Below are 21,450 nucleotides of genomic sequence, written 5' to 3'. Positions count from 1 at the left end.
CACGTCCCGACCGGAGGCGCCCCGTGGGCGAACCACCCGCAACGCTCGACGAAGTCCGCACCTGGCCCGCCGTCGTCAGCCTGACCCAGGCGGCTCGTGCCCTCAACATCAGCCGCACCACCGCGTTCACCCTGGCGGCCCGGGGTCAGTTCCCCGTACCGGTTCTCAAGTCCCTCGGTCAACAGCGCGTCCGCACGGCGGACCTGCTCGCTTACCTCCAGGCCGGGGGTGCGTTGTCGTGACGTACTTCTACCTCGCCCTCCTCGGCCTCACCGTCTGGGCCTGGTTCCGCGCCAAGGGCAAGGTCCGCGAGCACAAGGCCATCCGCGACGCCCGCCGGGCCATCCAGGCGGGCAAGACCGCCAAGCAGCAAGAAGAGGCCCGCCGTCCGCTGGTTCAGCGGATCCTGACGGCCGTCCCGGATCCGGTCCGGATCCGGATGTTCGCGTGGCGTCCGGATCCCCGGATCCGCCCCACAGTCCGGATCGCCCGCCGGGGTCCGTTCGGCCGGTTCGAGCGGATCGACCCCGCACAGCATGTGATGGTGGTCGGCCTGACCGGATCCGGAAAGTCGTCGACTCTGCGCGTCCTCGCCGCGTGGGCGCTGAGCAACCCCCGTTGGAGCCTGGAGGCATGGGACGGCAAGTGGGGTGCCAGCGTCCGCGCCTACCGCCACAAGGTGCCGGTGCTCGACACGATGGACGCCATCGAGGCCCGGCTTTCCGACCTGGTGACCCGGGAGCTGCCCGCCCGCGCGTTGATGGCGGAGCCGCCGCACCTCGCGATCATCATGGACGAATCGCGGCTCCTCAACATGCTCAGCGCCTCCGGCATGCGCAACCTCGTGACCGTCATCCAGACCGGGCGCGAGCTGGGTGTTCACCTCTGGTTCGGTCTTCAGGATCCCAAGACTGATTCGGTCCCGAGCGAGATCAGGGACCAGTTCAGCTGCAAGATCGTGCACCAGTTGCAGACCCGCGAGGCCGCTCAAGTTGCGCTGAAGGAACTCGTCGCCGCCGGGTGGGCGCCGCACCGCCTAGCCCGCTCGGGACAGATGTTGATCTGGACCCCGGTCCGGGCCATGTCCCCGCCCCGGGTCGTGTACGGGCTGTGGCTCAGCACGGGTCAGTTGGCCGCCCTGGAGCGTCAGGGCCCTTACGCCGCACCCGAGTTCGCCCGGCCGGTCTCGCTCGTCAAGGCGTCCGCACGCGTTGCCGTTGCGCCCGTTGCGCACGCCTCTGACCTGGTCGGACGTACGCAACACGCAACACGCAACGGGCGCACGGACGAGTTCGCGGAGGCCGTCGAACGCGCTCTGCTCGGGGGCTCGGCGGGCGTGCGGGAGATCGCCCGCAGCACCGGCCGCAATCCCGGCTCCGTCCACCGCAAGATCCAGCAACTGACCGCCCGAGGCCAGGTCGAAGCGACCGCCGACGGCTTCGCCCTCACCGCTGCTCAGGAAGAGGAGTAACGCCATGCTCGCACCCATGCCGGTGAAGGAGCGGAAGGCCCGGCGGCCCATCGCCGAAGTCTTCCCGGACTTCGCCCTGTTCGTCCTCGGGGCGGCTGGACTCGTGCTGTCCGGCTGGTCCCTGAGCACCCTTCTGCACGACCAGGCCGGGGCACCCTGGCTGGTGGCCCTGTTCGCGGTCGCCGTGTTCGACGTCGTGGCCATGGCGGCGTGCTTCCTCGTCTACCAGCGCCGGGCCGACCCGTGGGCCGCTGCCGGGTCCCGGCTGACCATGACCGGCGCGCTGTTGGCGAGCGCGGTCGTCAACGGCGCTCACGGGTACGCCCTGGGCGGCTGGACGACGGCCGCCGTACTCGCCGCCGCTCCGCTGGCCTTCGAGGTCGTGTTCGAGCTGCGGCACCGCACCCTGACGGGGCTGATCTGGCTGCTCTTCCGCAAGGAGGCGTTCAACCGGCTCAAGCACGACGCCTGGGAGCGGATCGCCGTGGACGTCGGCGGCACCCGGTTCACCACGGTCAGCGGATCACCGGAGCAGGTGGGCCGGGCGGTGGCTCAGCTCAAGTCGGATCAGGCTCAGCTCACGAGCCGTGAGCCCGGCTCGGCTCAGCTCACTGAGCCGACGGATCAGGTCAGTGAGCTGAGCCGACGGATCAAGGACGGCGAGCGGCTCACCAAGTCGTCCGCCGCGAAGATCCTCGGGGTGAGTGAGGCCACCGCCGGACGCCGTCTGCGTGAGGCCAAGGAACAGGCGGGGGGCGGATACCTGTGATGACCCCACTGATCGGAATCGTCGTCCTCGCGGTCCTGCTCTTCGCCGCGAAGCAGGCGCGCGCACAGATCTTGATGGCCATCTCCGCCATGGTCGTCATCACCGGTGGGCCTGGCCCATTCATCGACGCGGTAACCCGCGCGCTGGGGGTGTGACCGGTGGCGATCACGTTTCGCAAGAGGATCCGGATCTTCCCCGGCGTGCACCTCAATCTCGGCCGGAAGTCGGTCAGCGTCACGATCAAGGTCGGGCCGTTCGCCCGGACCTGGAGCACCACCGGCCGACGGACCACGTCAGCCGATCTGCCGGGTCCGCTGGGCTGGCGCACCACACGCAGGAGGCCGCGATGATGAACTCGCCGAAGCAGTGGATCGCCCTCGGGGGCATCGCGTACGTCTTGCTCATCGCCTCCGATCTCGGGGCGGAGCTGCCGGGGGCACGGGAAGTCCGCTGCCAGGGCGGGCCCGTGATCGTCAGCACCCACACCCCCGAGGAGCGCGAGGAGTTTTGCCGGGACAAGTAACCGACCACGACGAGAGCCCGCCGGATATGCCCGGCGGGCTCTCGTCGTGTCAGAAGGAGTTGCCGTCGTTCCGGGTGATGCGGAACGTGGCGGGCCTCGTACTTGTCGGCGGCATCTCCGCCCCCTGCGCGTCGAACGGACCTTCACGCCCGTCCGGCAGGCGCAACATGAACAACGCCGAGTTCTTGATCGCCCGCCACACCTCGACGGAGCGGATTGTCATGGTGCCGGACCAGTACGGGTTGCGGAGACCGTCGGGTACCTGGCGCAGATTGATGGTGACGGGCGCTTCGCCCGTGTCGGTAACGGCCGTCGCGGGGCCGCTGATTGTGCTCATGCCCATGCAGCGTAGAGGGCCCCGGGGAGACCTTTAGATAAATCAGCCGGCACACGGGCTCCAGGCACCGACCGCGTTGCGCCGGGCCAGGCCCTCGTGCTCCAGGCCCTTGAGCGTCGCCTTCACAGTCCGCACGGGCGTCCGGCTCAGGCGGGCCAACACGGCGGCGGACACGGGCCCGTCGGCCGCCCGCAGCGCCTCCAGGACCAACTCCTCGCGGGTGCTCACGACAGCCCCGCCCGGACCAGGTGATCCGCAATCTGCTCGCGGACGTCCTCGGGCAAGGTGGGCATCAACTCGCCCAGCGTCCGCGCGTCCCCCCAGCTCCAACGGCGCAGCACCTGGTCCATCGCGGCTACGGCGCGCTGGGCCCGCAGGTCCGCCTCGGCGAGCTGGTCGCGGCTGGCGTCCATGACAGACGGCGCGACCGGTGCGGCGATGGTCTCGCCCGTCTCGGCCTCGATCGTGCGGACGATCGCGGCGGCGGCCTCGTCGGCCGCCCGGCGGACGTCGGCGATCGCCTCGCGCCCGGCGGCGACGATCTCGGCCCGGGTTCGGTCCAGCTCACCGGACATGTTCAACTCCCTTGGTTTCAGGGCTAGTTGAGGGGTGCTTGGCTCGGTACGCGACCGTGCCGTTGATGCTCGTCCGCACCGCCCGTCCTCGGCGGACCAGAGCGTCGAGCCGGTGCCGGGCCTGGCTCGCGCTCTCGCCGACGAGGACGGCAACCGTCGCCGCCGTCGCGCCGGTCGCGCCGTTGTCCTGGAGGAAGGTCAAGATCTTTTCGTGGGCCGGAGTCTGGTCCTTCGCCCACCGGCGGCGCCCACTCACCGTCGCCCCCGGCGGGCGGCCCGGCGGTCACCCTCGGCGTGGCGGGCGCACTGCACGTCGGCGGTGCAGGTGCACCAGTCCGGCCACTTGTCGGCCGACCGGAACGCCCCCCGGCGGCGGGCCTCGGCGGTCGCCTCGCGGACGGCGGACGGGTCCACGACCGCGTACGCCGTGGCTGCCGTCCGGAGCCTGGAGGCGGCGGTCTCGGCCTGCTGGCGGGCGGCGGCGAACTCCTGGGCGGCGCGCGCCTTTTCAGCCTGCTGGAGGCGCCGGGCGTCGGCCAGCCGCACGGCGTCGGCGGTCCGCTGGCGGGCGGCGGCTTCCGTACGCCAGCGGACTGCGTCGGCGGCGCACGGAGTCCCGAGGAGGAGTCGGTGCGCGGCGCCGTCCTCGGGCGGGGTGGTCTGGTGGACCGAGGCGCTCATACGGGCCCAGCAGGTCGGGCACCCGCCGAGCTTGTCGCGCGCGGCGGCGGCCTCCAGCACGTCGCGCCCGAAGATCGCGAAGGCGTCCGGATGGAGCAGCTTGAGCGGCTCGCGTCGGGGTGAGTTGTCCAGCGTGGACATGAACCCGTGCGCGTCATGTCCGGGGTGGAGTATCCGGTTGATCTCCTCGGCGAGGGCGAGCGCGCCGCCCCGGCGGTGCAGCGCCTCGGACCGGCGCGCGGCCGTCAAGGCGGTCACGGCGGCGGCGGATACGCGGGCGGGCGTGCCGGTGGCACGCAGGCGACCGGCGTTGACGATCTTGTACGCGGTGACGTCGGAGATCGACAGCCTGCGGGCTGCCTCGGCGATTGGAATTAGGTCCATGATTAATTCCTCGTGACCTGCGTGGACTGGTTTATAAACCACGTTGTAGCAGGGATCGGAGAATGCGCCAAAAAGGATCATTATCGGGAACGGTTCGTATTTAGGTTGATGATCGAGAGTCGGGTGATGATTTAATTAAGTCAATCAAACCGTTATCAAGCGGGTTGGGTGGCAGGTTTAGCGACCTGAATTAAAGGCTAGAATTACCGTGCAGGCAGCGGACAAGCGCCCCGACACCTGCCCCTCCCGTGGTGATCTGTCCCCGGAGGGTGCGAAGCCCGTAGCGGGCCTGACCAAGTGCGAGGCTTCAGCTTGCACTGGAGGCCCGGCATGGCCCGGCAGTACACGATGTCACCGGCCGCACGCGCGGCCCGCACCGAGAACAGCGCCAAAGCGCGTGCTGTGGCAAACTCTCTTGATTCTTATGTGGCGCGGATTGTTGCGCGCGCCCCGGAGCTGACTGACGAGCACATCGAGAGGCTGCGTGCGCTGCTGCACCCGGCCCCCGGGGGGTCGGCGGAATGAGCGCAAACGAAAACCGCCCCGTTCAGGCGGGGCGGCTCTCAGAAAACAGCGTGGACGACGCTCACCCAAAGGGTACCCGGCCGGACGAGGGCGTAACCGAATTTTATAATTCGGCACTCTCCCCCGAGCGCTTGATCGACCTGATCGACAACCACGCGATCACCGTGGATGTTCTCCAGGCCGTCAAGGCCCGGGACTACCCCCGAGGCGTCTTGATCGACTGGACCGACGGCACAGGTACCAACCCGGCCGGGCGCATCGACCCCGACAAGCGCAAGCCCAACGGCAAGGGCAAGATCCAGAAGCTCGACTGGCAGTCCGGGCGCACCACCAACCTGAGCGCAGCCCGCCGCAACGGCGCGCCCGACGTTCTGCTGATCGAGGGCTTCTGCCAGCACCTCGCCGTAGCGAGCTGGGCGCCGGAGAAGTACGACGTGTTCGGCCTCAACGGGTGCAACGGCGTGCACGACAAGACCGACCTGGACTGGGCCGGGGGCAAGCGGATCGTGCTTGGGCTGGACGCCGACCGCACCACCAACCCGAAGGTGCGCGCGGCGGCCCGGACGGCGGCCCGGCACCTGTACCAGGCCGGGGCCGCCGAGGTGCGCGTCTGGGACCTCCCGCCCGACGTGATTGAGGCCGAGAACGACGGCCCTGATGACGTGCTCGCCCGGATGCCCGAGGACGGGCGCGAGGCGGCCATCGCGGCATGGGCCGCAGCGGCCGTGCTGATCCCCAAGACCGAGGACACCGACAAGTTCTCGGACGCAGCCATGGCGGACGTCGTGGCCGATGAGGTGTTTGCCGGCTCGATCATCTGGGCCCACGGACTCGGCTGGATGCGGTGGACCGGGACGGTGTGGGAGGACGTAGACGACACGGTCCCGCTGGAGCTGATCCGTCAGTTCGTCCTCAGCCGGTACGCCGCAGCGGCGCAGGCCGGGCAGCGCAACGAGGTGGCGAACTGGGGCCGTCTGCTGTCCCGGGGTCGGGGGACGGCCATCCTCGCGTACGCCAAGGGCGTCGTCCGGGTGGAGGCCACCGACATGGACGCCCATCCGGACCTGATCAACTGCGCCAACGGCGTTGTGGACTTGACGAGCGGCGAGCTGCGGCCGTCCGACCCGGACCTGCTCATGACCAAGGTGACCAGGGCCGACTACGTCCGGGGAGCGACGCACGCGGACTGGGACAAGGCCCTGGAGGCGCTGCCGGAGGACGTGCACGCCTGGTTCCAGCTCCGGCTGGGGCAGGCGATCACCGGACACATGACGCCGGACGACATCCTGCTCGTGAACCACGGCGGTGGCCGCAACGGCAAGACCTGCGTCCTGACGGCTACCTCCCGGGCGGTCGGCGACTACTACCGACTGCTGTCGGATCGAGTTTTGATGGCCAACCCGGACGCCCATCCCACCGAGCTAATGGACCTGAAGGGCGTGCGGTACGCGGCCCTGGAGGAGACACCGGAGGCGAGGCGGCTGGACACTCAGCGGCTCAAGAAGACGATCGGCACGGAGCAGATCACGGCACGTCACATCCGGCAGGACAGCGTCGTGTTCGACGCGACGCACAGCCTGTTCGTCAACACGAACCACCGGCCGGAGATCACCGAGACCGATCACGCGTCGTGGGAGCGGCTGGCCCTCCTGGTGTGGCCGTACACCTACCGCAAGGGCCCCGAAGACGTCGTGGGACCCAACGACCGCATCGGGGACCCTGGGCTGCGGGACCGCTGCAAGCGAGACCCCGAGGTCCACAAGGCGGCCCTAGCTTGGATGGTCGAGGGCGCCCGGCGCTGGTACCAGCGGAACCGGGAAATGCCGCCTCTGCCGGAGCGGGTGGCGATGGCCACGATGGAGTGGCGCAAGGAGTCGGACGTGGTGCTCGCCTATATTGACGAGCGCCTGGAGTTCGACCCGGATCGGCACATCCGGTGCAGCGACCTGCTGGCGAGCCTCAACGACTGGCTCCGGGCCAGGGAGATGCACGTCTGGAACGACAAGACGGTGTCGGCCCGGTTCGGCAATCACGATGAGTTCGGCCAGCACGGCGTGATCAAGAAGCAGCAGCGGCGGAACGACAGACTGTCCCGGCCGGATGGGAGCGGGCCGGGCGACCCGTTCGCCGGGGACGTCGGGTCGGCGTACAAGGCGTGGGTCGGGGTGCGGTTCCGTACCTCTGTCGATGGGGCAGACCAAGATCATGTTTCCGCAGTTTCGGGTCCTCCGGTAAACGCCAAGGCAACTCCTCTCGTGAGGGTTAACCGAGGACCCGAAACAACCGAAACACAGCAGGTCAACGGCCCGTGTCTCGGGCCCCCTCACTGCGAGAAGGACCCGTTCGGCCTCGTCCACGGCCCGGACTGCCCGCTGGCTCCAGGCGCCTGATCCACACCCAGAGGGGGCCGCGAACCCGGCCCCCTCTCTCCTCACCGGACCGATCACAGAGGGATGATCACATGACCGCACCACCGCAGCGGCGGCCCAACCGGGCCCGCCGGGCCGAGCGGGACGAGAAGATCTTCGGCCTCAAGCTCAAAGGCGTCCCCGAGCGGCGGATCGCCGCAGAGGTCGGCCTGTCCCAGTCCCGCGTCAACGCGATCATCGAGCAGCAGGCGGCGGCCCACCTCGGGCCGGTCGTCGGCGCGTTCGTCACCATGCGCGATGCCGAGTTGCAAGACCTCTGGCGCATGGCGCAGGCACAGTATGCCGCCGCCGAAGATCCCGACACGAGGCTGAAGGCGATCAACGTCCTCAAGGGGATTAATGAGTCCCGCCGCCGCCTCCACGGCGCCGACGCCCCCGAGGCGCTGACCGTCTCCCTGGAACACCGCATCAACGAGGAGTCGGCGGAGGTGGTGGAGGCGATCATGGCGGGGATCGCGGCCGTCAGCCTGCCGGAGGACCGGCGCGCGTACGCGCTGGAGGCCGCAGGTGCCCGGCTCAAGGCGCTGGAGGGGGAGTTCACTCCGCCGGAGCCGCTGCCGCCGCTGGTCGACCCCGGAGCGGTCGTCGCCACGCCCTACACCGAGGGCGGAGCCTTGTTCATCGACGGCCCCGGCGGGCTGCGGTACCGCGTCGTCGCCGTGGAGCAGCAGTCCGCCCCCACCGTCGTCCGCCCGGCCCTGCCGCCGGGGCGCAGCCATCGCGCCCCTGACGACCCCGACACGATCATGGACCGGGCCCGCGCCCTGCTGGATGAGGAGGAGGAGGACGACGATGAGGAGTAGGCGAGAGATCCGGGAGGAGCTGGAAGCCGAACAGGCGAAGACGGCCCCCAACTTGGAGCGCATGGCGGCTCTGTCGGATGAGCTGGAGGCGGCCCGCCGGGTGTGGCGCAGGAGGCGCAAGGACACGGCGGGCCGTGCAGCCGCCCCGCCCCGGCCGGTGCGCGAGCCGGAGCCCGCCGACCCGGACGAGGCAGCGCGGGCCACCTGGCCGCCGGAGCTGCGCGCCCGGCTCCAGCGCTCGGAGTTCTCCCGGGTGATCGACAGCGGTTCGCCGGTGGGGGATCCCGACGGCTGGGGTGTGCGGAGCGATCTCCGTCGCCGGTAACGCTCCGGAACCGGCGTACCAGCCCCTCTCGCCCACCCCTCTGACCTGCGGTTTCATCCGCTACACAAAGTTGTTACCTACGACCCGTGCAAAACCGAGGACCGGAGGCTTGGGACCACCCCTCGCCTCCGGCCGCCAACCGCAGCACAGTGGAGCCATGGGCGCGCACGCTCTCCACAGGGAGCCGGAAGACATCGCCGCGGCGGCGCGGGAGACGCTGGTGCGGGAGATCGACGCGAGCGGCGCCTGGGCCGCGGACCCCGTCTGGCGGGAGGCGTTCCGGGCGGTGCCCCGCCATGTCTTCGTGCCGTACTACTACGTCGGAGTCGTCGGCGGCCACGAGCGCCGCTGGGGCCAGAGCCCGGACCCCGCGGCCCGGGAACAGTGGCTGCGCGGCGCCTACACGGACGAACCGCTGGCCACCCGGCTGCGCGACGGCGAACTGGTCTCCTCCAGCAGCCAGCCCTCGCTGATGGCGACCATGCTCGCCGCGCTCGGGGTCGAGGACGGCGACCGGGTCCTGGAGATCGGCACCGGCACCGGCTACAACGCGGCGCTGCTCGCCCACCGGCTCGGCGACGACACCCTCGTGACCAGCGTCGACCTGGAACCGGAGATCACCGACGCGGCCCGCGCCCATCTCGCCGCCGCCGGACACCACCCGGTCGTCGTCACGGGCGACGGCGCGCGCGGTGTGCCCGAGCGGGCACCCTACGACCGGATCATCGCGACCTGCGCCCTGCCGTCGATCCCCCGCGCCTGGCCGGCCCAGTGCCGGCCAGGCGGCCGGATCCTGACCCCGCTGGCCGGCGGCCTGATCCTGCTCACGGTCACGGACGCGCACCACGCCGAGGGGAAGTTCCTGCACACGCCCGCCTACTTCGTGCCGCTGCGCGGCGACGGCCGCGCCGAGGAGGAGCCGCCCCCGCTCGGCGGGGTCCCGCGCCGGGGCCGCGAACACGAACTGTTCCGCTTCCTCGTCGCCCTCACCCGCACGAGCCTCGACCCGCAGGAGGCCTACGCCCTCTGGGAGCACGAGTCCCGCCCCCCGCGCGAGCGCTACGGCATCACCGTCGCCGGCACCCACGCCTGGGCCTGGCTGGACACCCCGGAGGGGCCGTACACCTGGCCCCTGCCGGAGTGACGCCGGCGGCCGCGGCTAACCGCGGCGGATCGTGATCGTTGTCCAGGCGCCCACGTGGACGCGGTCGCCGTCCTGGAGGGGGATCGGGACGAAGGGCTGGATGGGTTCCTCGGAGCCGTTGACCGTGGTGCCGTTGGTCGAGTTCTGGTCGACGACCGCCCAGGTGCCGTCGGGCTGCTGCACCAGGACCGCGTGCTGGTGCGAGACGCCCGGGTCCTCCGGCGGCACCGACAGGTCGATGTCGGGTGTCTCGCCGGTGGAGTGGCGGCGGCGGCCGATGGTGAGCTGGTTCCCGGCGAGGGTGCGCTGCTGTTCCGGCGAGTACGCGGGCAGGTTCAGGCCCGCGGCCTCGGGGCCCGAGCGGTGCATCATCGCCATGAAGTAGTCCCGGTCGGGACCGATGGTCGCGATCCAGGTCAGCGGGCGCTGCGGGGCGGCCGGGCCGGGCGGCGCCTGGGTGGCGCCGGGCTGCGGATAGCCGTAGCCGCCGCCGGGACCGCCCTGCGGGCCGCCGGGGCCGTTGGACGGTGGGGAGAGCACCCAGTCGTCGTCACCGCCGCCGAAGGACGGGCCGCCGGGCTGCTGCCGGTTCGTCTCCTGCGGGTACGCGGGCGGCGCGGGCGGGCCGGGCTGCTGGAACGCCTGCGGGGCACCACCGGGCACGCCATGGCCACCGGGAGGGGGCGGGGGGCCCTGACGGGAGGGGTCGCCACCGAAGGGACCGCCGGGTCCGCCCGGGGGCGGCGGGGGGCCCTGGCGGGACGGGTCGCCGCCGAACGGTCCACCGGGACCGCCGGGTCCACCGGGTCCGCCGCGCTGCTGTCCGTTCGGGTCACCGCCGTAGGGGCCGCCGGGCGGGATCGGCTCGGCGGGCCGGTTCATCTGCGAGGGGCGGGAGCCCTGGTACTCGTACGACTCCGAGCCGCCGTAGGTCGGACCGGGGGCGCCGGGCTGGCCGGGGTGTCCCGGCTGGTTCGGGTGTCCGGGAGGGCCGGGGTGTCCACCCGGTCCCGGCGGGCCGGGCTGGCCCAGGTAGCCGGGCTGGTTCGGCTGCCCGGGAGCGTTCTGGAACCCGGGCGGGGGCCCGCCGCCGGCCGGCGGGCGCGGTGCCGCCGGGGTGTACGAGGTGGCGGTGTTGGTGAGGAAGTTCCACCGGCACTCCTCGCAGAACGGAGCCGCGCCCTCACGGGGCGTACGGCACTGCGGGCAGAGCTCCGGCTGACGGCCGCCGGGCGGACCGGACTGCTGTCCGCCGGGCGGCGGGAAGCCGTAGCCGCCGGGGGGCGGTGGCGGGGGAGGGGGAGGCACGGCACCGGCCATGCGGTGACCGCAGACCTCGCACCAGTCGTCGGAACCCGACTGGTGTCCGTTCGGGCAGGTCGGCATGTCGGCGCTTCCCCCTCTCCTTTTCCGGCCGTCCGGCCGGATTTCTCCCACCCCGAGGGGTCGGGCTCGCTGTGGTCCGGGACCTCGTCGTCCCGGACCTCCGCTGCTACTTCTTTACACGAACAGTCTTTGTGGACCGGGTTTCGAGAGTCATCTCGTCGGCGTCCGCGACCTTCGCCTTCAGTCGCACAGTACCCGTCGTGGCGTCCACGACGTCCACCACCTTCGCAAGGAGTTTCGCCGTATCCGCGTTGCCCGAGACGCTCGCGAGCTGAACGGCACGTCCCAGTTTGGCCGTTGCTCCGTCGAAATCGCCGGATTTGCGCAAATCAAGCCCCTGCTGGATGACTTGTGCCAGTTCTGCCTGACCCGTGTAGTGGGCGACCTGCGGGTTGATCGACGTGGACGCCGTCATGTCGTCGGTCCACACCGCCCGTACGAGCCCCTGGGCGCCCAGGTTCTGCACCGAGCCGTCGCCTTGAGGTATCACCAGCGAGGCGCGGGCGGCGAGCATCTCCTGGCCGATGCCGGCGACCGGGACCTCGACACACACGTGGTAGTCGCGGGACTCGTCGCCCCAGGAACCGGTCGGGTAGTCGCCCGCACGCGGGCCCGCCTCCGTGCGGCGCGCGGTGAGGTCCTCGACCGTCGGCGCGACCTGCTTCACGAACTTGACCGTGGTGCCGACCGGCGTCCACAGCCGCAGGGCGACGTCGGCGACCTCCTTGCCCATCGCCGTCTCCATCATCTGCGTGAAGTCGGCGGCGAGACCGGCCGGGTCGGCGACGATGTCGGCGGTGCCGAGCAGGGCCGAGGCGATCCCTGTGACTTCTTTCACTTCCCAGTCCGTGCCCACGCCCCGCGCGTCACACGTGAACCGTCCGGCACACGCCTCCAGCGTGGCCTTCAGGTCCTCGGGCGACTCGTGCTCGTTGCGGCCGTCGGTGAGCAGGATGCCGTGCCGGATCGACACGTCCGCCGAAGACAGCAGCCGGTCGGCCAGGCGCAGCCAGGTGCCGATCGCCGTGCCGCCGCCCGCGCTCAGCCGGCGCAGCGCCTGCTTGGCCTGCTCGCGGGTGCTCGCGTCGGCGACGGCGAGGCGCCCGTTGCCCGGGTAGACCTCCTTGGCGACATGGGTGCCGCCGATCACCGCGAAGTGCACCCCGTCGCGCAGGGTGTCGATCGCGGCGGCCGTCGCGTCCCGGGCGTTGCGCATCTTGGTCGGCGGGTAGTCCATCGAACCCGAGCAGTCGACCATGAGGGCCACGGCCGCGGACGGGCCCTGCCCCGGTGTGAAGAGGTGCGGTGCCGAGACCGCGCTGCCGACGGTGCCGCCGCCGGTCGAGGTCACCGTGACGATCGCGTTGACCTCGCGGCCGCCCTCCGGCAGGTACTCGTTCTGGTACACGTCCATCGAGAACTGCGGCACGCTGGACTTCGAGAAATTGGCCATCCCTGTTCAAATCCCCCTTGAACGCCCCCAGACGGGGCGACGCCGGTGGCGGACCGGTCCCCTCCGGTCCGCTGACGTTCTTGTCGAAGCGGCTCTTGTGGCCCCTGTGATCCGTGTGATCCGTCTGATCCGTGTGATCGGTGTGGGCCGGTCGAGACCCGCGGTGCTTCCCCGTACCGCCGCGGTCTCAGGCCGATCCTGCCCCCTGCGGCGGGACCGGGAACGGCAGGACGGCCACTGTTACGTTGTCGTGGCCCCCGCCGTCCAGGGCGTGACCGACCAGGACCCGGGCGCTGTGCAGCGGGCGCACGGCGGCGTCCGCGGGCACGGCACGGGCCATCTCGTCGGCCGCCTCCGCGTAGTTCCACAGGCCGTCGGTGCACACCACCACCACACCGGGCCGGTCGGGCTTGAAGGACGCGGTGTGCGGCTCCAGTTCGTAGGCGTCGGCGCCGAGCCAGCCGGTGATCGCGTGGGCGCGCTCGTCGGCGTAGGCCTCCGCCTCGTTCATCAGGCCCGCCGCCACCATCTGGGCCGCCCACGAGTCGTCCTCGGTGAGGCGGGCGGGCGGCGAGGTGCGGTCGACCGGCACCCAGTAGGCGCGGCTGTCGCCGACCCAGCCGACCACGAGCAGTCCGGCGGTGACGACGGCGCCGACCAGGGTGCAGGCCGGGGCGTTCTGGTGCGGGGCGTGTTCGCGGGCCGTCGCGGGCTCGTTGGCGAGCGAGTTGACCGCGCGGGAGGCGGCGACGATCGCGTCGTGCATGGCCTGCTGCGGGTGGGTGCCCGTGGGCAGCGCCGCGAGCAGGGCCTCGCTGGCCGCGCGGGAGGCCGCCAGCGAGGCGTCGTCCGGGCGGGTCGCGGAGGACACACCGTCGCAGACGATCGCCAGGACGGCGGGCGAACCGTCGGACAGCGCGGTGCACGCCACCGCGAACGCGTCCTCGTTGCGGTGGTGGCGCAGCCCGCGGTCGCTGACGGCGGCCACCGGGCCCAGCTCCTGCTCCATGTGGTCGCGTTCACGCGGCTGCGCGTGCCCGCAGTTCTCGCAGTAGCCGTCGTCGTCGACCCGGCCCGCGCGGCAGGCCACGCAGAGCGAGGCCCCCTCGGCCTGCGCGTGCTGCTCGGCCACCCGCGGATCCGGCGCCTGCAACGGATACTCGTCCGGCCCTTCCCCCCGCCGATCGAACCGGACCTCGGCGACGGGATCGCCGGGGGCGGCGGACGGGGCGGGGTGAGCCGGCGAAGCCTGCTGGGGGAAGGCGCCACCCATGGTCGGAGCGGGGGGCGGGGGCGGCGGTGCCTGGTGGGCCGGGGCGCCCGCGGGCGGAGGAGGCGTGGCTCCCCGCGGGGCCGTGGCGCCCAGGGGCGGCGGCGGGGGCGGGCCCTGGTGGGCCGGAGGCGGTGGGTGAGGGGGCTCGTGGAGGGGGGAGCCGCCCGAGTCGGTGCCTGGGAGGTCGGTCGGGAGATGGGCCGACTGGCTGCCGGAGGCGTCCGTCGCGGCCGGCCAGCCGCCGGCGGGCGGATACGCCGCCACGCCGTTCAACGGCAGCGTCGGGCTCTCGTCCGGCCGCCGCGGCACCGCGGACAGGTCGTAACCGCACGCACCGCAGAAGCGGTCGCCCGATTCGAGCGGTTCCGCGCAGCTCGGGCAATTCGACACAGCGGCCTGCTGGGGCATCTGCGACATCAACTACACCCACGTCCGGGGGCGGTAACGGTTGGCTCGTTCCACCAGGTCGATCCTCTCCTCGCCGCCCGGCGCCAGGCGGGCCAGAGTGCGGTAGGCACGCTCCAGGCCGAAGCGCAGACCCCGCTCGTCCAGGCCGCTGCCGAGCAGCGTCCGTCCTCCGGCGGCTGGAGGGGGGACGGAACCCTGGCCACCGGAGAGTATCCAGTCCAGGGCACTGCCGAGCACCTCGGTCGCCAACTGCTCGCGCCGGGTCGGGTCAAGACCGTACGCGTTCAACGCCTCGACCTGGCCCGCGGAGGCCCCCAGGTCGTCGAGGAACGCCACGTCGGAGGTGGTCGCGACCCGGTGCCGCAGCCGCGCCCGCACGGCCGCCACCCGCGCGCCCGTGTAGTGGATCGACGACTCCGGCACCGATTCGAGCGTGCGTACGGCACCCGCCCGGTCGCCGGTCGCGAGCTGGACGCGCGCCAGCCCGAAGGCCGCGGACACGAAGCTCGGGTCGGTCGTCCACACCAGCCGGTAGTACTCGGCGGCGTTGTCGAGCTGGCCCAGCACCTCCGCGCACAGGCCGAGCGCCAGCTTCGGCGCCATCTCGCCGGGGAAGGCGTCGTAGATCGCGTCGAAGGCCAGCGCGGCCCCCTCGAAGTCGCCGGTGACCAGCGCGGCCACACCCCGGTACCAGACCACACGCCAGTCGTCGGGCCGCTCGTCCTCCAGCCGGTCCAGGGCCTCCATGGCCGGGGCCGACTCGCCGTTCTCCAGCCAGGCGCGGATCTGCCGCAGCCGGGTCTCGGTGGACGGCGCGGGCGCCGCCTTCAGCGCGGTGATCAGCTCGCCGGTCGCGGACGCCATCAGACCGGCCAGGAAGCCGGCGTTCGGGTCCGCGGGGTCGACGTGCGGAACGGGCAGCGCGATGGCCGCGGCGGCGGTGTCGACGCCTCTGACGAGCCGGGGGGTGGGGGAGGCACCTGCCGGGCCGGGAGCGCCGGGACCGGTGGGTCCGCCGGGACCATTGCTCACCGGCAACGCGCCCACTCCGGCAACGGCCGGCAACGCGCCGGGTCCACCACCGGCGGGCAGTACGCCGGGTCCACCACTGGCGGGCAGTACGCCGGGCGTGCCACCGGCGGGCAGCGCGCCGCCCCCCGTACCCGCGGCCGCCGGCGCGCCGGCCCCCGTACCGGCCGGCAACGCGGCAGACCCCGGCCCGGACCTCGCCCCGGCCTTCGCCCCCCGCACGATCGCCCGTGCCCCCAGCAGCGACACCTCTCCGTCCAGTTGGGGGAACAACTCCGTGTCCGTCACCCGCAGTTCGGGGCCGAACAGGGTCGACAGGGCCGGGCGGGCCCGGCCGGTCTGGAGGGACACGACCTCGCGCAGCACGCCCGTGAGCTGCTCCGCCATCTCCTGTGCGGAGGCGAACCGGCGGACCGGGTCGGGGTCGGTGGCGCGGACCAGCAGGCGGTAGAAGGACTCGTACTGCCGGAACACCTCGATGTTGTCCGGGTCGGGCAGCGAGTCCACGAACACACTGGTGTAGCCCTGGAAGTCGAAGGTCAGCACGGCGAGCGTACGGCCCACCGTGTAGAGGTCGGACGCCACCGAAGGACCGGTCTCGGCGACCTCCGGCGACTGGTACCCGACCGTGCCGTAGATCGCGGACTCGTCGTCGTCCATCCGGCGCACGGCGCCCATGTCGATCAGCTTGAGCTGGTCCTCGGACTGGATGGCGTTGTCGACCTTGAAGTCGCAGTACAGCAGGTTGCGGCTGTGCAGATGGCCGAGCGCCTCCAGCGCCTCGATGCCGTACGCGCACGCCTGCTCCACCGGCAGCGGATCGCGCCGGCCCTCCGGCGTACGGCGGTCGTTGGCGATCTCCTTGAGGGACTTGCCGCCGACGTACTCCATGACGATGTACCCGTCCAGCGAGCCCGTGCGCTGGTCGAGGTGCTCCACGAAGTTGTAGATCCGCACGATGTTGCCGTGCTCGATCTCCGCCAGGAAGCGCCGCTCGGAGATCGCGGCCTCCATCGCGTCCTGGTCACCGGTGTCGAGCAGGCCCTTGAGGACCACCCAACGGTCGGAGACCGCGCGGTCCACGGCGAGATAGATCCAGCCGAGCCCGCCGTGCGCGAGACAGCCCACCACCTCGTACTGGCCGTGCACCACGTCGCCCGTCTTCAGCTTCGGGACGAATGAGTACGGATGCCCGCACTTGGTGCAGAACCCCTCGGTGCGGCCGCGTGTCTCGCCGCGCGAACGCCCCACCGGCGCCCCGCAGTCCGAACGCGAGCAGAACCGCTTGCGCTCGGGAACCTCCGGGTTGTCCAGCACCATCGCGCGCGGGTCCGGACGCGGGATCGCCGGCACCTCCACCAGACCGACGCCGAGCCGGCCCCGTGTCGACGTGCCCGCGGAGGCGCCGGAGCTGCGCACCGACACCGAGCGGCCCGTCGAACTGCCGGACAGCGCCCGCGAGAGCCGGCCCGACACCGAGCGCCGCGACTTCGCCGACTGCGACGACGTACGGGAACTGGCGCGCGAGCTCGCGCGGGAACTCGCGCTCGCCGCCGACCCCCTGCCACCACCGGTGATCCCGGTGGGCGGCGAACCGACCATGCCTTCCCCGGAGGGGATACCCCCAGGCGACACCACCGGCGCCAGACCGCACGTGTCGCAGTACAGCTCGCCGCCGCCCATGTCCTCGTACGACCCGTCGCAGCCGGGCCGCTGACAACTCCCCTGTGCCTGACTCATGACGATCCCCCTACCCCCTACGGTCCTGAGGCCCGCCCTGGCCGGGCACCTGGGGCCCGCCGCCGAGCAGCTCCGCGGCCGCGTACTGGTAGCGCAGCACGGCCTCTTCCGCGACCCGCAGATCGCAGGGCGCGCTCCACAGCATCCGGCGGGCCGCGTCGTACCGCTCCACGAGGAACGGGTCCTCCGCCAGGCCGTGCCGGGTCACCTTCGCCCGGTATGCGTCGAGCCGGCCGCGCAGCTCCGCGCGGACCGCCAGCGGCGCGGTGACCGCCGTCAACGACTCGCGGGCGCGCAGCAGTTCGTCCTCCGCCTTCTGCTCCAGTGATTCGAGCAGCGGCGACAGCCGGTGCCACTGGGCGTGCCTGCGGTACTCCGCGGCCGTCGTCAACTGCTCCTGGAGCGCGGTCGGCGGGCCGCTGACGACCGGCACCTCCGTCGCGGCGATCTTCGCGAGGACCTCACCGCGCGCGTTACGGGCCTCGGCGAGGGTGCGGTCCGCGCGGCTGAGCACGTCCCGCAGCCTGATCAGCCGCTGCTCGGCGTCCTGCCGCACCCCGAGCACCGCGTCGATCTCGCGCCGCACCTCGTCGAGGGCGCGCGCCTCCCGGTCGTAGACCGCGGTGTCCGGGCGGCCGCCGCCGGGCGCCGAACTGCCCTCCGCGGGCAGCCAGTACGCCAGCGGATCGGAGATCACCTGCTCACGCAGGGACGTCAGCGTGCGGGTGATCCGCTCCAGGTCGTCGCCCGCCGGATGCTCGCCGGGACGGACACCGACCGAGTGCGCGAGCTTGCGGGTGCGCTGCAACTCGGCGGCGAGCAGATCGATCCGCGCGGGCAGCGCCGACCAGACCGCGTCGGCCGCGACCACCATGTCGAGGGAGCTCGCGTAGAGCTCGTTCATCCGGTCGACCAGCGTCGACAGCGAGAAGCTCTGGCTGAGCCGGCCCGTGCCGGACAGGGTCGGCGCGTTGGCCATGGCGGTGTGGCTGCCGGCGACCGTGACGGACTCGCCGCGCAGCAGCTCGGTCAGCTCGACCAGGTCCTCGCGCGCGGACCAGCGGCGCCGGGCGCGGATCTCACGCGCGGAGCGCAACGCGCCCGCGTACGCGTCGAAGTACGCCCACAGCAGGGTGATCGACGCCTCCGCCGTGCCCCAGCGCTCCTCGGTGACACCGGTCAGCCGGGCGCCTTCGAGGAGCCTGCGGCCCGCGTGGTCCTGAAGGGCGAGCAGCGACGTCTCGATCGCCTCGTGCTCCGCACCGAGCCGCGCCAGCGCACGGTCCACCTCGTCCCGGTCCATAACCGGCCCGGTGGGTCCCGCGCTGCCCATCGATCACCTCTCGCTGCTGTCGGTGCTGTCGCGTCGTGTGGTTCGTCCGTCGGTCCGTGGTGTGTCCGTCTTCTGCCGTTGTGCCGTGGTGCCGTTCACGCGTACTCGGGCTCGGGCGGTGTCGCCGACTCCGAGTCCGTACCCATCGTCGCCGACAGCCACTTGTCGTACGACGTCCGCCAACCACCGTCGTCCCGGTAGTCCTCCAGTATCCGGTTGACCCGGCGTACCAGATCCTGTGCGCCCTTCTTCATCGCCACGCCGTAGTACTCGGTCGTGAAGCGCTCGCCCTTCAGCTCCACCGTCGGGTCCTGCGCGGCCTGACTCGCGGCGAGCGCGCCGTCGGTCACCACCGCGTCCACCTCGCCGAGTTGGAGCCGCACCAGGCAGTCGAGCTGGTTGGGCACGGTCGTCGAGATGTCGACGTCCTTCGCGAGCTCACCGGCCTTGCGGTCCGCGTCCAGCTTCTCGTACGCCGTCGAGCCGGTCGCCGAGCAGATCCGCTGCCCGTCGAGACTGTCGTCGTAGCCGGTGACCGGAGAGGTGGCCGGCGCCAGCACCTGCTGGCCGGTCAGGAAGTACGGCGCGGAGAACGAGACGTCCTCCAGCCGCGAGCAGCTGATCGTCATCGTACGGACGACCATGTCGACGCGGCCGCTCTCGATCGCGGGCACCCGCTGGTTGGTGGGGATCGCCTTGAAGCGGATCTTGTCGGGGGAGCCGAGCAGATCCTGCGCGATCCGCCGCGCGAGGTCGATGTCGAAGCCCTCCAACTGCACGTTCTCCGCCTGGCTGTTGGGGTCGCGGTAGCCCCAGCGGTAGCTGTTCTGGTCGACGCCGACCTGGAGATAGCCGCGCTCCTTGATCGCCCGGACCGAGGCGCCGTCGGCGGTGGACGGCGGCAGGCTCTGGTTCTGCGGGTTCTCGCAGTCCTCCGCCTTCACCCGCGAGGCGTCGGCGGAACCCGGCCCGCCCAGACCGGTGCTGCCGTCGCCGCCCGGACCGGCCAGCGGCAGCAGCAGCGTGAACAGCGCGGCCAGGGTGCAGACGACCGCCATGGCGCCTACGCCGCCCCAGCCCCGCAGACTGGCCCGCAACCGTCGTAGATGCATCGTCACGCCCCCTTTCACCGGTACTCCGAAAGCCTGCGGCCGATGCCGAGGACCGCGCCGGCGCCGCCGAGGACCGCCAGCAGCGCCGCGCCGACCGACAGCCCGGTCATCGCGTCGAGCCCGTCGCCCGCGGCCTGCCTGAACTCCTGCTGCTCATGCGCGAGTGCCGTCTCCAGATTGCGGTCCACGCTGTCGAAGCACTCGCCGGTCGGCTTGTCGGCCTTGGCGCCGATGATCCGGTTCAGCGCGGTCTGGTAGTCGCCGGAGTCGTCGGCGGCGCGGGCCTCGCCGTGCCGCGTCTGCCACTCCTTCATGTTCCCCGTGGCCGCCGTCACAGGCTGCTCACCCGACTCGTCGTCGGCGAGGTTCTCCGCGGCCGCCAGCCCCTTGGCGAGGTCCTCCATGGACTGCTTGAAGGCGACGTCGAACTTGTCCTGGAACTCGCCCGGTTTGACCTCCACGGTCTCCGCGCCGCGGTTGACCAGGGTGAGGTTCTCGTTGCCGCGGGCCTTCAGGGAGGCGATCCGGGCGTCGTGCAGCACGTTCAGCGAGCGGACGCCGTGGTCGTAGGAGTCGTTCAGCCCCGCGCGGGCCACGGTGTGGCCGACGACCAGCCACAGCAGCACCACCGCCGTGGCCGCCGACGCGGCGACCAGGCCGTGGTTGAGGACCCGGTTGGTACGGCGGTAGTTGCGGTGCTGGGCCCAGGCCAGGGCGCCGAGGGCGAGGACGCCGAGCGTGATGGCCACCCACGGGTACGGGGTCGCGTCCGCGTAGTCGCCGCGCAGCCGCTCGTTCTCCTTCGTGTACAGGTCCTCCGCGGCCGGGAGCATCTGCGTCTGCATCTTGTCGTTCGCGTACCGCAGATAGGCGCCGCCCAGCGGGTAGCCCTGGCGGTTGTTGGCGCGGGCGCGCTCGATGAGGCCCTTGTACTCCGGGAGCAGCCGGTTGAGTTCGGCGATCGTCTTCGCCGACGCGGAGCCGGGGTCCGAGCTGTTGGCGGCGCGGACCAGGCCCTCGGCGGCCGTACGGATGTCCTTCTCGTACCGGTCGCGGGAGGCTCTGGTCTCCTGGCCGCCGGCCAGGAAGCCGCTGGAGGCCGCCGTGTTGGCGTCCGCGAGCGAGCGGTAGATGTCGGCCGCGGCGGAGCTGAGGGGCTGGCTGGTGTGGAGCACGTCGTCGGCGGCGGCCGAGCGCTCGGTGGTCTGCCAGGCGGTGACCGCGCCGAACGCGACGACGAGAAGCGCGAGTACGGCGCCGATGATGCGGAGCCTGCCGGGCTCGGTGGTCGCGGCGGCGCGCAGCTGGTCCAGGCCCTCGGCGAACGCCGTGCGGCGGGGCTGGGCGGGGGTGGGGGCGGGCGGGGTGGCCTGGTGGCCCTGCTGCGGTGGGATCGCGGGCATGGTGGGGGTGCCGGTGCCGGTGCTTGGGCCCGGTGGTGCGGTGGTGCTCTTCGGCGTCTGTGTCACTGCTTCGACCTCCCCCATGGTCATCCGTCGCCGCAAGTATCGCTGGCGGGGCCGACATTCGCATCGGGCTTCGCACGATCTTGATTTCTCAAAGCCCCCCTTCCCATGAATACGCCCCCGGAACCGGTTCGGTTCCCAAGGGGACGGGGGTGGCGACGTGCACCGGACAGGGCGGCTGAGGCGGGTCGTCGCGCGGCCCGGCGCGGTGGCTGAGGCGGGGGTGGGTCACGCAGCCCGGCGTTGGCGGGGCGCCGCCCGCGCCCACCCGTGCCGCCCCAGGC

Annotated in this window: 22 protein-coding genes; 10 read left to right on the top strand and 12 right to left on the bottom strand. The window is 71.9% G+C overall.

All coding sequences use genetic code 11. The features are described from left to right. The first annotated feature begins 23 nt into the window (after positions 1-23). The 6 genes from ACIQAC_RS37565 to ACIQAC_RS37540 are packed head-to-tail and all read left to right on the top strand — an operon-like array spanning position 24 to position 2,763. Positions 24-242 carry a helix-turn-helix transcriptional regulator gene (locus ACIQAC_RS37565; RefSeq protein WP_402199522.1) on the top strand — a complete coding sequence of 73 codons (219 nt, stop codon included), beginning with the start codon at positions 24-26 and terminating at the stop codon, positions 240-242. Next, positions 239-1,471 carry a hypothetical protein gene (locus ACIQAC_RS37560; protein WP_402199519.1) on the top strand — a complete coding sequence of 411 codons (1,233 nt, stop codon included), beginning with the start codon at positions 239-241 and terminating at the stop codon, positions 1,469-1,471. Before ACIQAC_RS37565 ends, ACIQAC_RS37560 begins: the two co-directional genes overlap by 4 nt. A gap of 4 nt (positions 1,472-1,475) precedes the next feature. Next, on the top strand, positions 1,476-2,240 hold the full coding sequence (locus tag ACIQAC_RS37555) for a hypothetical protein (RefSeq protein WP_402199516.1): 765 nt from the start codon (positions 1,476-1,478) through the stop codon (positions 2,238-2,240). Continuing rightward, positions 2,240-2,395, top strand: coding sequence for a hypothetical protein (locus ACIQAC_RS37550; RefSeq protein WP_402199514.1), 156 nt, complete (start codon positions 2,240-2,242; stop codon positions 2,393-2,395). The genes ACIQAC_RS37555 and ACIQAC_RS37550 overlap by 1 nt, the downstream gene beginning before the upstream one ends. A 3-nt stretch (positions 2,396-2,398) precedes the next feature. Further along, positions 2,399-2,590 (top strand): DUF4236 domain-containing protein, encoded by a 192-nt coding sequence (locus ACIQAC_RS37545; protein ID WP_402199511.1) that lies wholly within the window; start codon positions 2,399-2,401, stop codon positions 2,588-2,590. Beyond that, positions 2,587-2,763, top strand: a complete 177-nt coding sequence (locus ACIQAC_RS37540; RefSeq protein WP_402199508.1) for a hypothetical protein — start codon at positions 2,587-2,589, stop codon at positions 2,761-2,763. The genes ACIQAC_RS37545 and ACIQAC_RS37540 overlap by 4 nt, the downstream gene beginning before the upstream one ends. 49 nt (positions 2,764-2,812) lie before the next feature. Here ACIQAC_RS37540 and ACIQAC_RS37535 read toward each other — a convergent pair whose 3' ends face one another. Genes ACIQAC_RS37535 through ACIQAC_RS37515 form a run of 5 tightly spaced genes read right to left on the bottom strand, consistent with a single transcriptional unit; the run spans position 2,813 to position 4,740 of the window. After that, positions 2,813-3,100: a hypothetical protein gene (locus ACIQAC_RS37535; RefSeq protein ID WP_402199506.1), complete on the bottom strand. Its 288-nt coding sequence runs from the start codon at positions 3,098-3,100 to the stop codon at positions 2,813-2,815. A 42-nt stretch (positions 3,101-3,142) separates the two neighbouring features. Further along, complete coding sequence (locus ACIQAC_RS37530) at positions 3,143-3,328, bottom strand: hypothetical protein (protein ID WP_402199503.1); 186 nt, start codon at positions 3,326-3,328, stop codon at positions 3,143-3,145. Further along, positions 3,325-3,675: a hypothetical protein gene (locus ACIQAC_RS37525; RefSeq protein WP_402199501.1), complete on the bottom strand. Its 351-nt coding sequence runs from the start codon at positions 3,673-3,675 to the stop codon at positions 3,325-3,327. Before ACIQAC_RS37525 ends, ACIQAC_RS37530 begins: the two co-directional genes overlap by 4 nt. Beyond that, positions 3,665-3,877, bottom strand: coding sequence for a hypothetical protein (locus tag ACIQAC_RS37520; RefSeq protein ID WP_402199498.1), 213 nt, complete (start codon positions 3,875-3,877; stop codon positions 3,665-3,667). The genes ACIQAC_RS37525 and ACIQAC_RS37520 overlap by 11 nt, the downstream gene beginning before the upstream one ends. 50 nt (positions 3,878-3,927) lie before the next feature. Next, a complete protein-coding gene (locus tag ACIQAC_RS37515) occupies positions 3,928-4,740 on the bottom strand; it encodes a hypothetical protein (RefSeq protein ID WP_402199496.1) in 813 nt (270 codons plus the stop codon). Between the two features lie 521 nt (positions 4,741-5,261). Between ACIQAC_RS37515 and ACIQAC_RS37510 the strand changes: the two genes are divergently transcribed. The 4 genes from ACIQAC_RS37510 to ACIQAC_RS37495 all read left to right on the top strand — a co-directional run bounded on the left by ACIQAC_RS37510 (position 5,262) and on the right by ACIQAC_RS37495 (position 9,966). Next, positions 5,262-7,655, top strand: a complete 2,394-nt coding sequence (locus tag ACIQAC_RS37510; RefSeq protein ID WP_402199493.1) for a phage/plasmid primase, P4 family — start codon at positions 5,262-5,264, stop codon at positions 7,653-7,655. Between the two features lie 71 nt (positions 7,656-7,726). Further along, positions 7,727-8,497 (top strand): hypothetical protein, encoded by a 771-nt coding sequence (locus ACIQAC_RS37505; RefSeq protein WP_402199490.1) that lies wholly within the window; start codon positions 7,727-7,729, stop codon positions 8,495-8,497. Beyond that, positions 8,487-8,822, top strand: a complete 336-nt coding sequence (locus ACIQAC_RS37500) for a hypothetical protein (RefSeq protein ID WP_402199487.1) — start codon at positions 8,487-8,489, stop codon at positions 8,820-8,822. Before ACIQAC_RS37505 ends, ACIQAC_RS37500 begins: the two co-directional genes overlap by 11 nt. A 157-nt stretch (positions 8,823-8,979) precedes the next feature. Next, positions 8,980-9,966 (top strand): methyltransferase domain-containing protein, encoded by a 987-nt coding sequence (locus tag ACIQAC_RS37495; RefSeq protein WP_402199484.1) that lies wholly within the window; start codon positions 8,980-8,982, stop codon positions 9,964-9,966. A gap of 15 nt (positions 9,967-9,981) precedes the next feature. Here ACIQAC_RS37495 and ACIQAC_RS37490 read toward each other — a convergent pair whose 3' ends face one another. The 7 genes from ACIQAC_RS37490 to ACIQAC_RS37460 form a co-directional block, all read right to left on the bottom strand. Then, on the bottom strand, positions 9,982-11,352 hold the full coding sequence (locus ACIQAC_RS37490) for an FHA domain-containing protein (RefSeq protein ID WP_402199481.1): 1,371 nt from the start codon (positions 11,350-11,352) through the stop codon (positions 9,982-9,984). A 106-nt stretch (positions 11,353-11,458) separates the two neighbouring features. Beyond that, on the bottom strand, positions 11,459-12,805 hold the full coding sequence (locus ACIQAC_RS37485) for a VWA domain-containing protein (protein WP_402199480.1): 1,347 nt from the start codon (positions 12,803-12,805) through the stop codon (positions 11,459-11,461). A gap of 187 nt (positions 12,806-12,992) precedes the next feature. After that, positions 12,993-14,495: a PP2C family serine/threonine-protein phosphatase gene (locus tag ACIQAC_RS37480; protein WP_402199479.1), complete on the bottom strand. Its 1,503-nt coding sequence runs from the start codon at positions 14,493-14,495 to the stop codon at positions 12,993-12,995. A gap of 3 nt (positions 14,496-14,498) precedes the next feature. Next, positions 14,499-17,255: a tetratricopeptide repeat protein gene (locus ACIQAC_RS37475; protein ID WP_402199477.1), complete on the bottom strand. Its 2,757-nt coding sequence runs from the start codon at positions 17,253-17,255 to the stop codon at positions 14,499-14,501. A gap of 10 nt (positions 17,256-17,265) precedes the next feature. Next, positions 17,266-18,588 carry a hypothetical protein gene (locus ACIQAC_RS37470; protein WP_402199475.1) on the bottom strand — a complete coding sequence of 441 codons (1,323 nt, stop codon included), beginning with the start codon at positions 18,586-18,588 and terminating at the stop codon, positions 17,266-17,268. Positions 18,589-18,683: 95 nt separating this feature from the next. Further along, a complete protein-coding gene (locus ACIQAC_RS37465) occupies positions 18,684-19,700 on the bottom strand; it encodes a glutamate ABC transporter substrate-binding protein (protein WP_402199473.1) in 1,017 nt (338 codons plus the stop codon). 14 nt (positions 19,701-19,714) lie between these two features. Then, positions 19,715-21,169 carry a hypothetical protein gene (locus ACIQAC_RS37460; RefSeq protein WP_402199472.1) on the bottom strand — a complete coding sequence of 485 codons (1,455 nt, stop codon included), beginning with the start codon at positions 21,167-21,169 and terminating at the stop codon, positions 19,715-19,717. Between the last annotated feature and the right edge of the window lie 281 nt (positions 21,170-21,450).

This window comes from Streptomyces sp. NPDC088387 (assembly GCF_044753385.1).
Classification (GTDB): domain Bacteria; phylum Actinomycetota; class Actinomycetes; order Streptomycetales; family Streptomycetaceae; genus Streptomyces.
The sequence above is the reverse complement of the archived record's forward strand: the minus strand, read 5'-3'. Positions and strand labels throughout refer to the sequence as shown.

What these genes read in the sequence shown, in the direction of transcription:
- ACIQAC_RS37555 (WP_402199516.1), top strand. Translation starts at nt 1,476, where the DNA reads ATGCTCGCACCCATGCCGGTGAAGGAGCGGAAGGCCCGGCGGCCCATC.
- ACIQAC_RS37550 (WP_402199514.1), top strand. Translation starts at nt 2,240, where the DNA reads ATGACCCCACTGATCGGAATCGTCGTCCTCGCGGTCCTGCTCTTCGCC.
- ACIQAC_RS37540 (WP_402199508.1), top strand. Translation starts at nt 2,587, where the DNA reads ATGATGAACTCGCCGAAGCAGTGGATCGCCCTCGGGGGCATCGCGTAC.
- ACIQAC_RS37535 (WP_402199506.1), bottom strand. Translation starts at nt 3,100, where the DNA reads ATGAGCACAATCAGCGGCCCCGCGACGGCCGTTACCGACACGGGCGAA.
- ACIQAC_RS37525 (WP_402199501.1), bottom strand. Translation starts at nt 3,675, where the DNA reads ATGTCCGGTGAGCTGGACCGAACCCGGGCCGAGATCGTCGCCGCCGGG.
- ACIQAC_RS37515 (WP_402199496.1), bottom strand. Translation starts at nt 4,740, where the DNA reads ATGGACCTAATTCCAATCGCCGAGGCAGCCCGCAGGCTGTCGATCTCC.
- ACIQAC_RS37510 (WP_402199493.1), top strand. Translation starts at nt 5,262, where the DNA reads ATGAGCGCAAACGAAAACCGCCCCGTTCAGGCGGGGCGGCTCTCAGAA.
- ACIQAC_RS37505 (WP_402199490.1), top strand. Translation starts at nt 7,727, where the DNA reads ATGACCGCACCACCGCAGCGGCGGCCCAACCGGGCCCGCCGGGCCGAG.
- ACIQAC_RS37500 (WP_402199487.1), top strand. Translation starts at nt 8,487, where the DNA reads ATGAGGAGTAGGCGAGAGATCCGGGAGGAGCTGGAAGCCGAACAGGCG.
- ACIQAC_RS37495 (WP_402199484.1), top strand. Translation starts at nt 8,980, where the DNA reads ATGGGCGCGCACGCTCTCCACAGGGAGCCGGAAGACATCGCCGCGGCG.
- ACIQAC_RS37490 (WP_402199481.1), bottom strand. Translation starts at nt 11,352, where the DNA reads ATGCCGACCTGCCCGAACGGACACCAGTCGGGTTCCGACGACTGGTGC.
- ACIQAC_RS37485 (WP_402199480.1), bottom strand. Translation starts at nt 12,805, where the DNA reads ATGGCCAATTTCTCGAAGTCCAGCGTGCCGCAGTTCTCGATGGACGTG.
- ACIQAC_RS37480 (WP_402199479.1), bottom strand. Translation starts at nt 14,495, where the DNA reads ATGTCGCAGATGCCCCAGCAGGCCGCTGTGTCGAATTGCCCGAGCTGC.
- ACIQAC_RS37475 (WP_402199477.1), bottom strand. Translation starts at nt 17,255, where the DNA reads ATGAGTCAGGCACAGGGGAGTTGTCAGCGGCCCGGCTGCGACGGGTCG.
- ACIQAC_RS37470 (WP_402199475.1), bottom strand. Translation starts at nt 18,588, where the DNA reads ATGGGCAGCGCGGGACCCACCGGGCCGGTTATGGACCGGGACGAGGTG.
- ACIQAC_RS37465 (WP_402199473.1), bottom strand. Translation starts at nt 19,700, where the DNA reads ATGCATCTACGACGGTTGCGGGCCAGTCTGCGGGGCTGGGGCGGCGTA.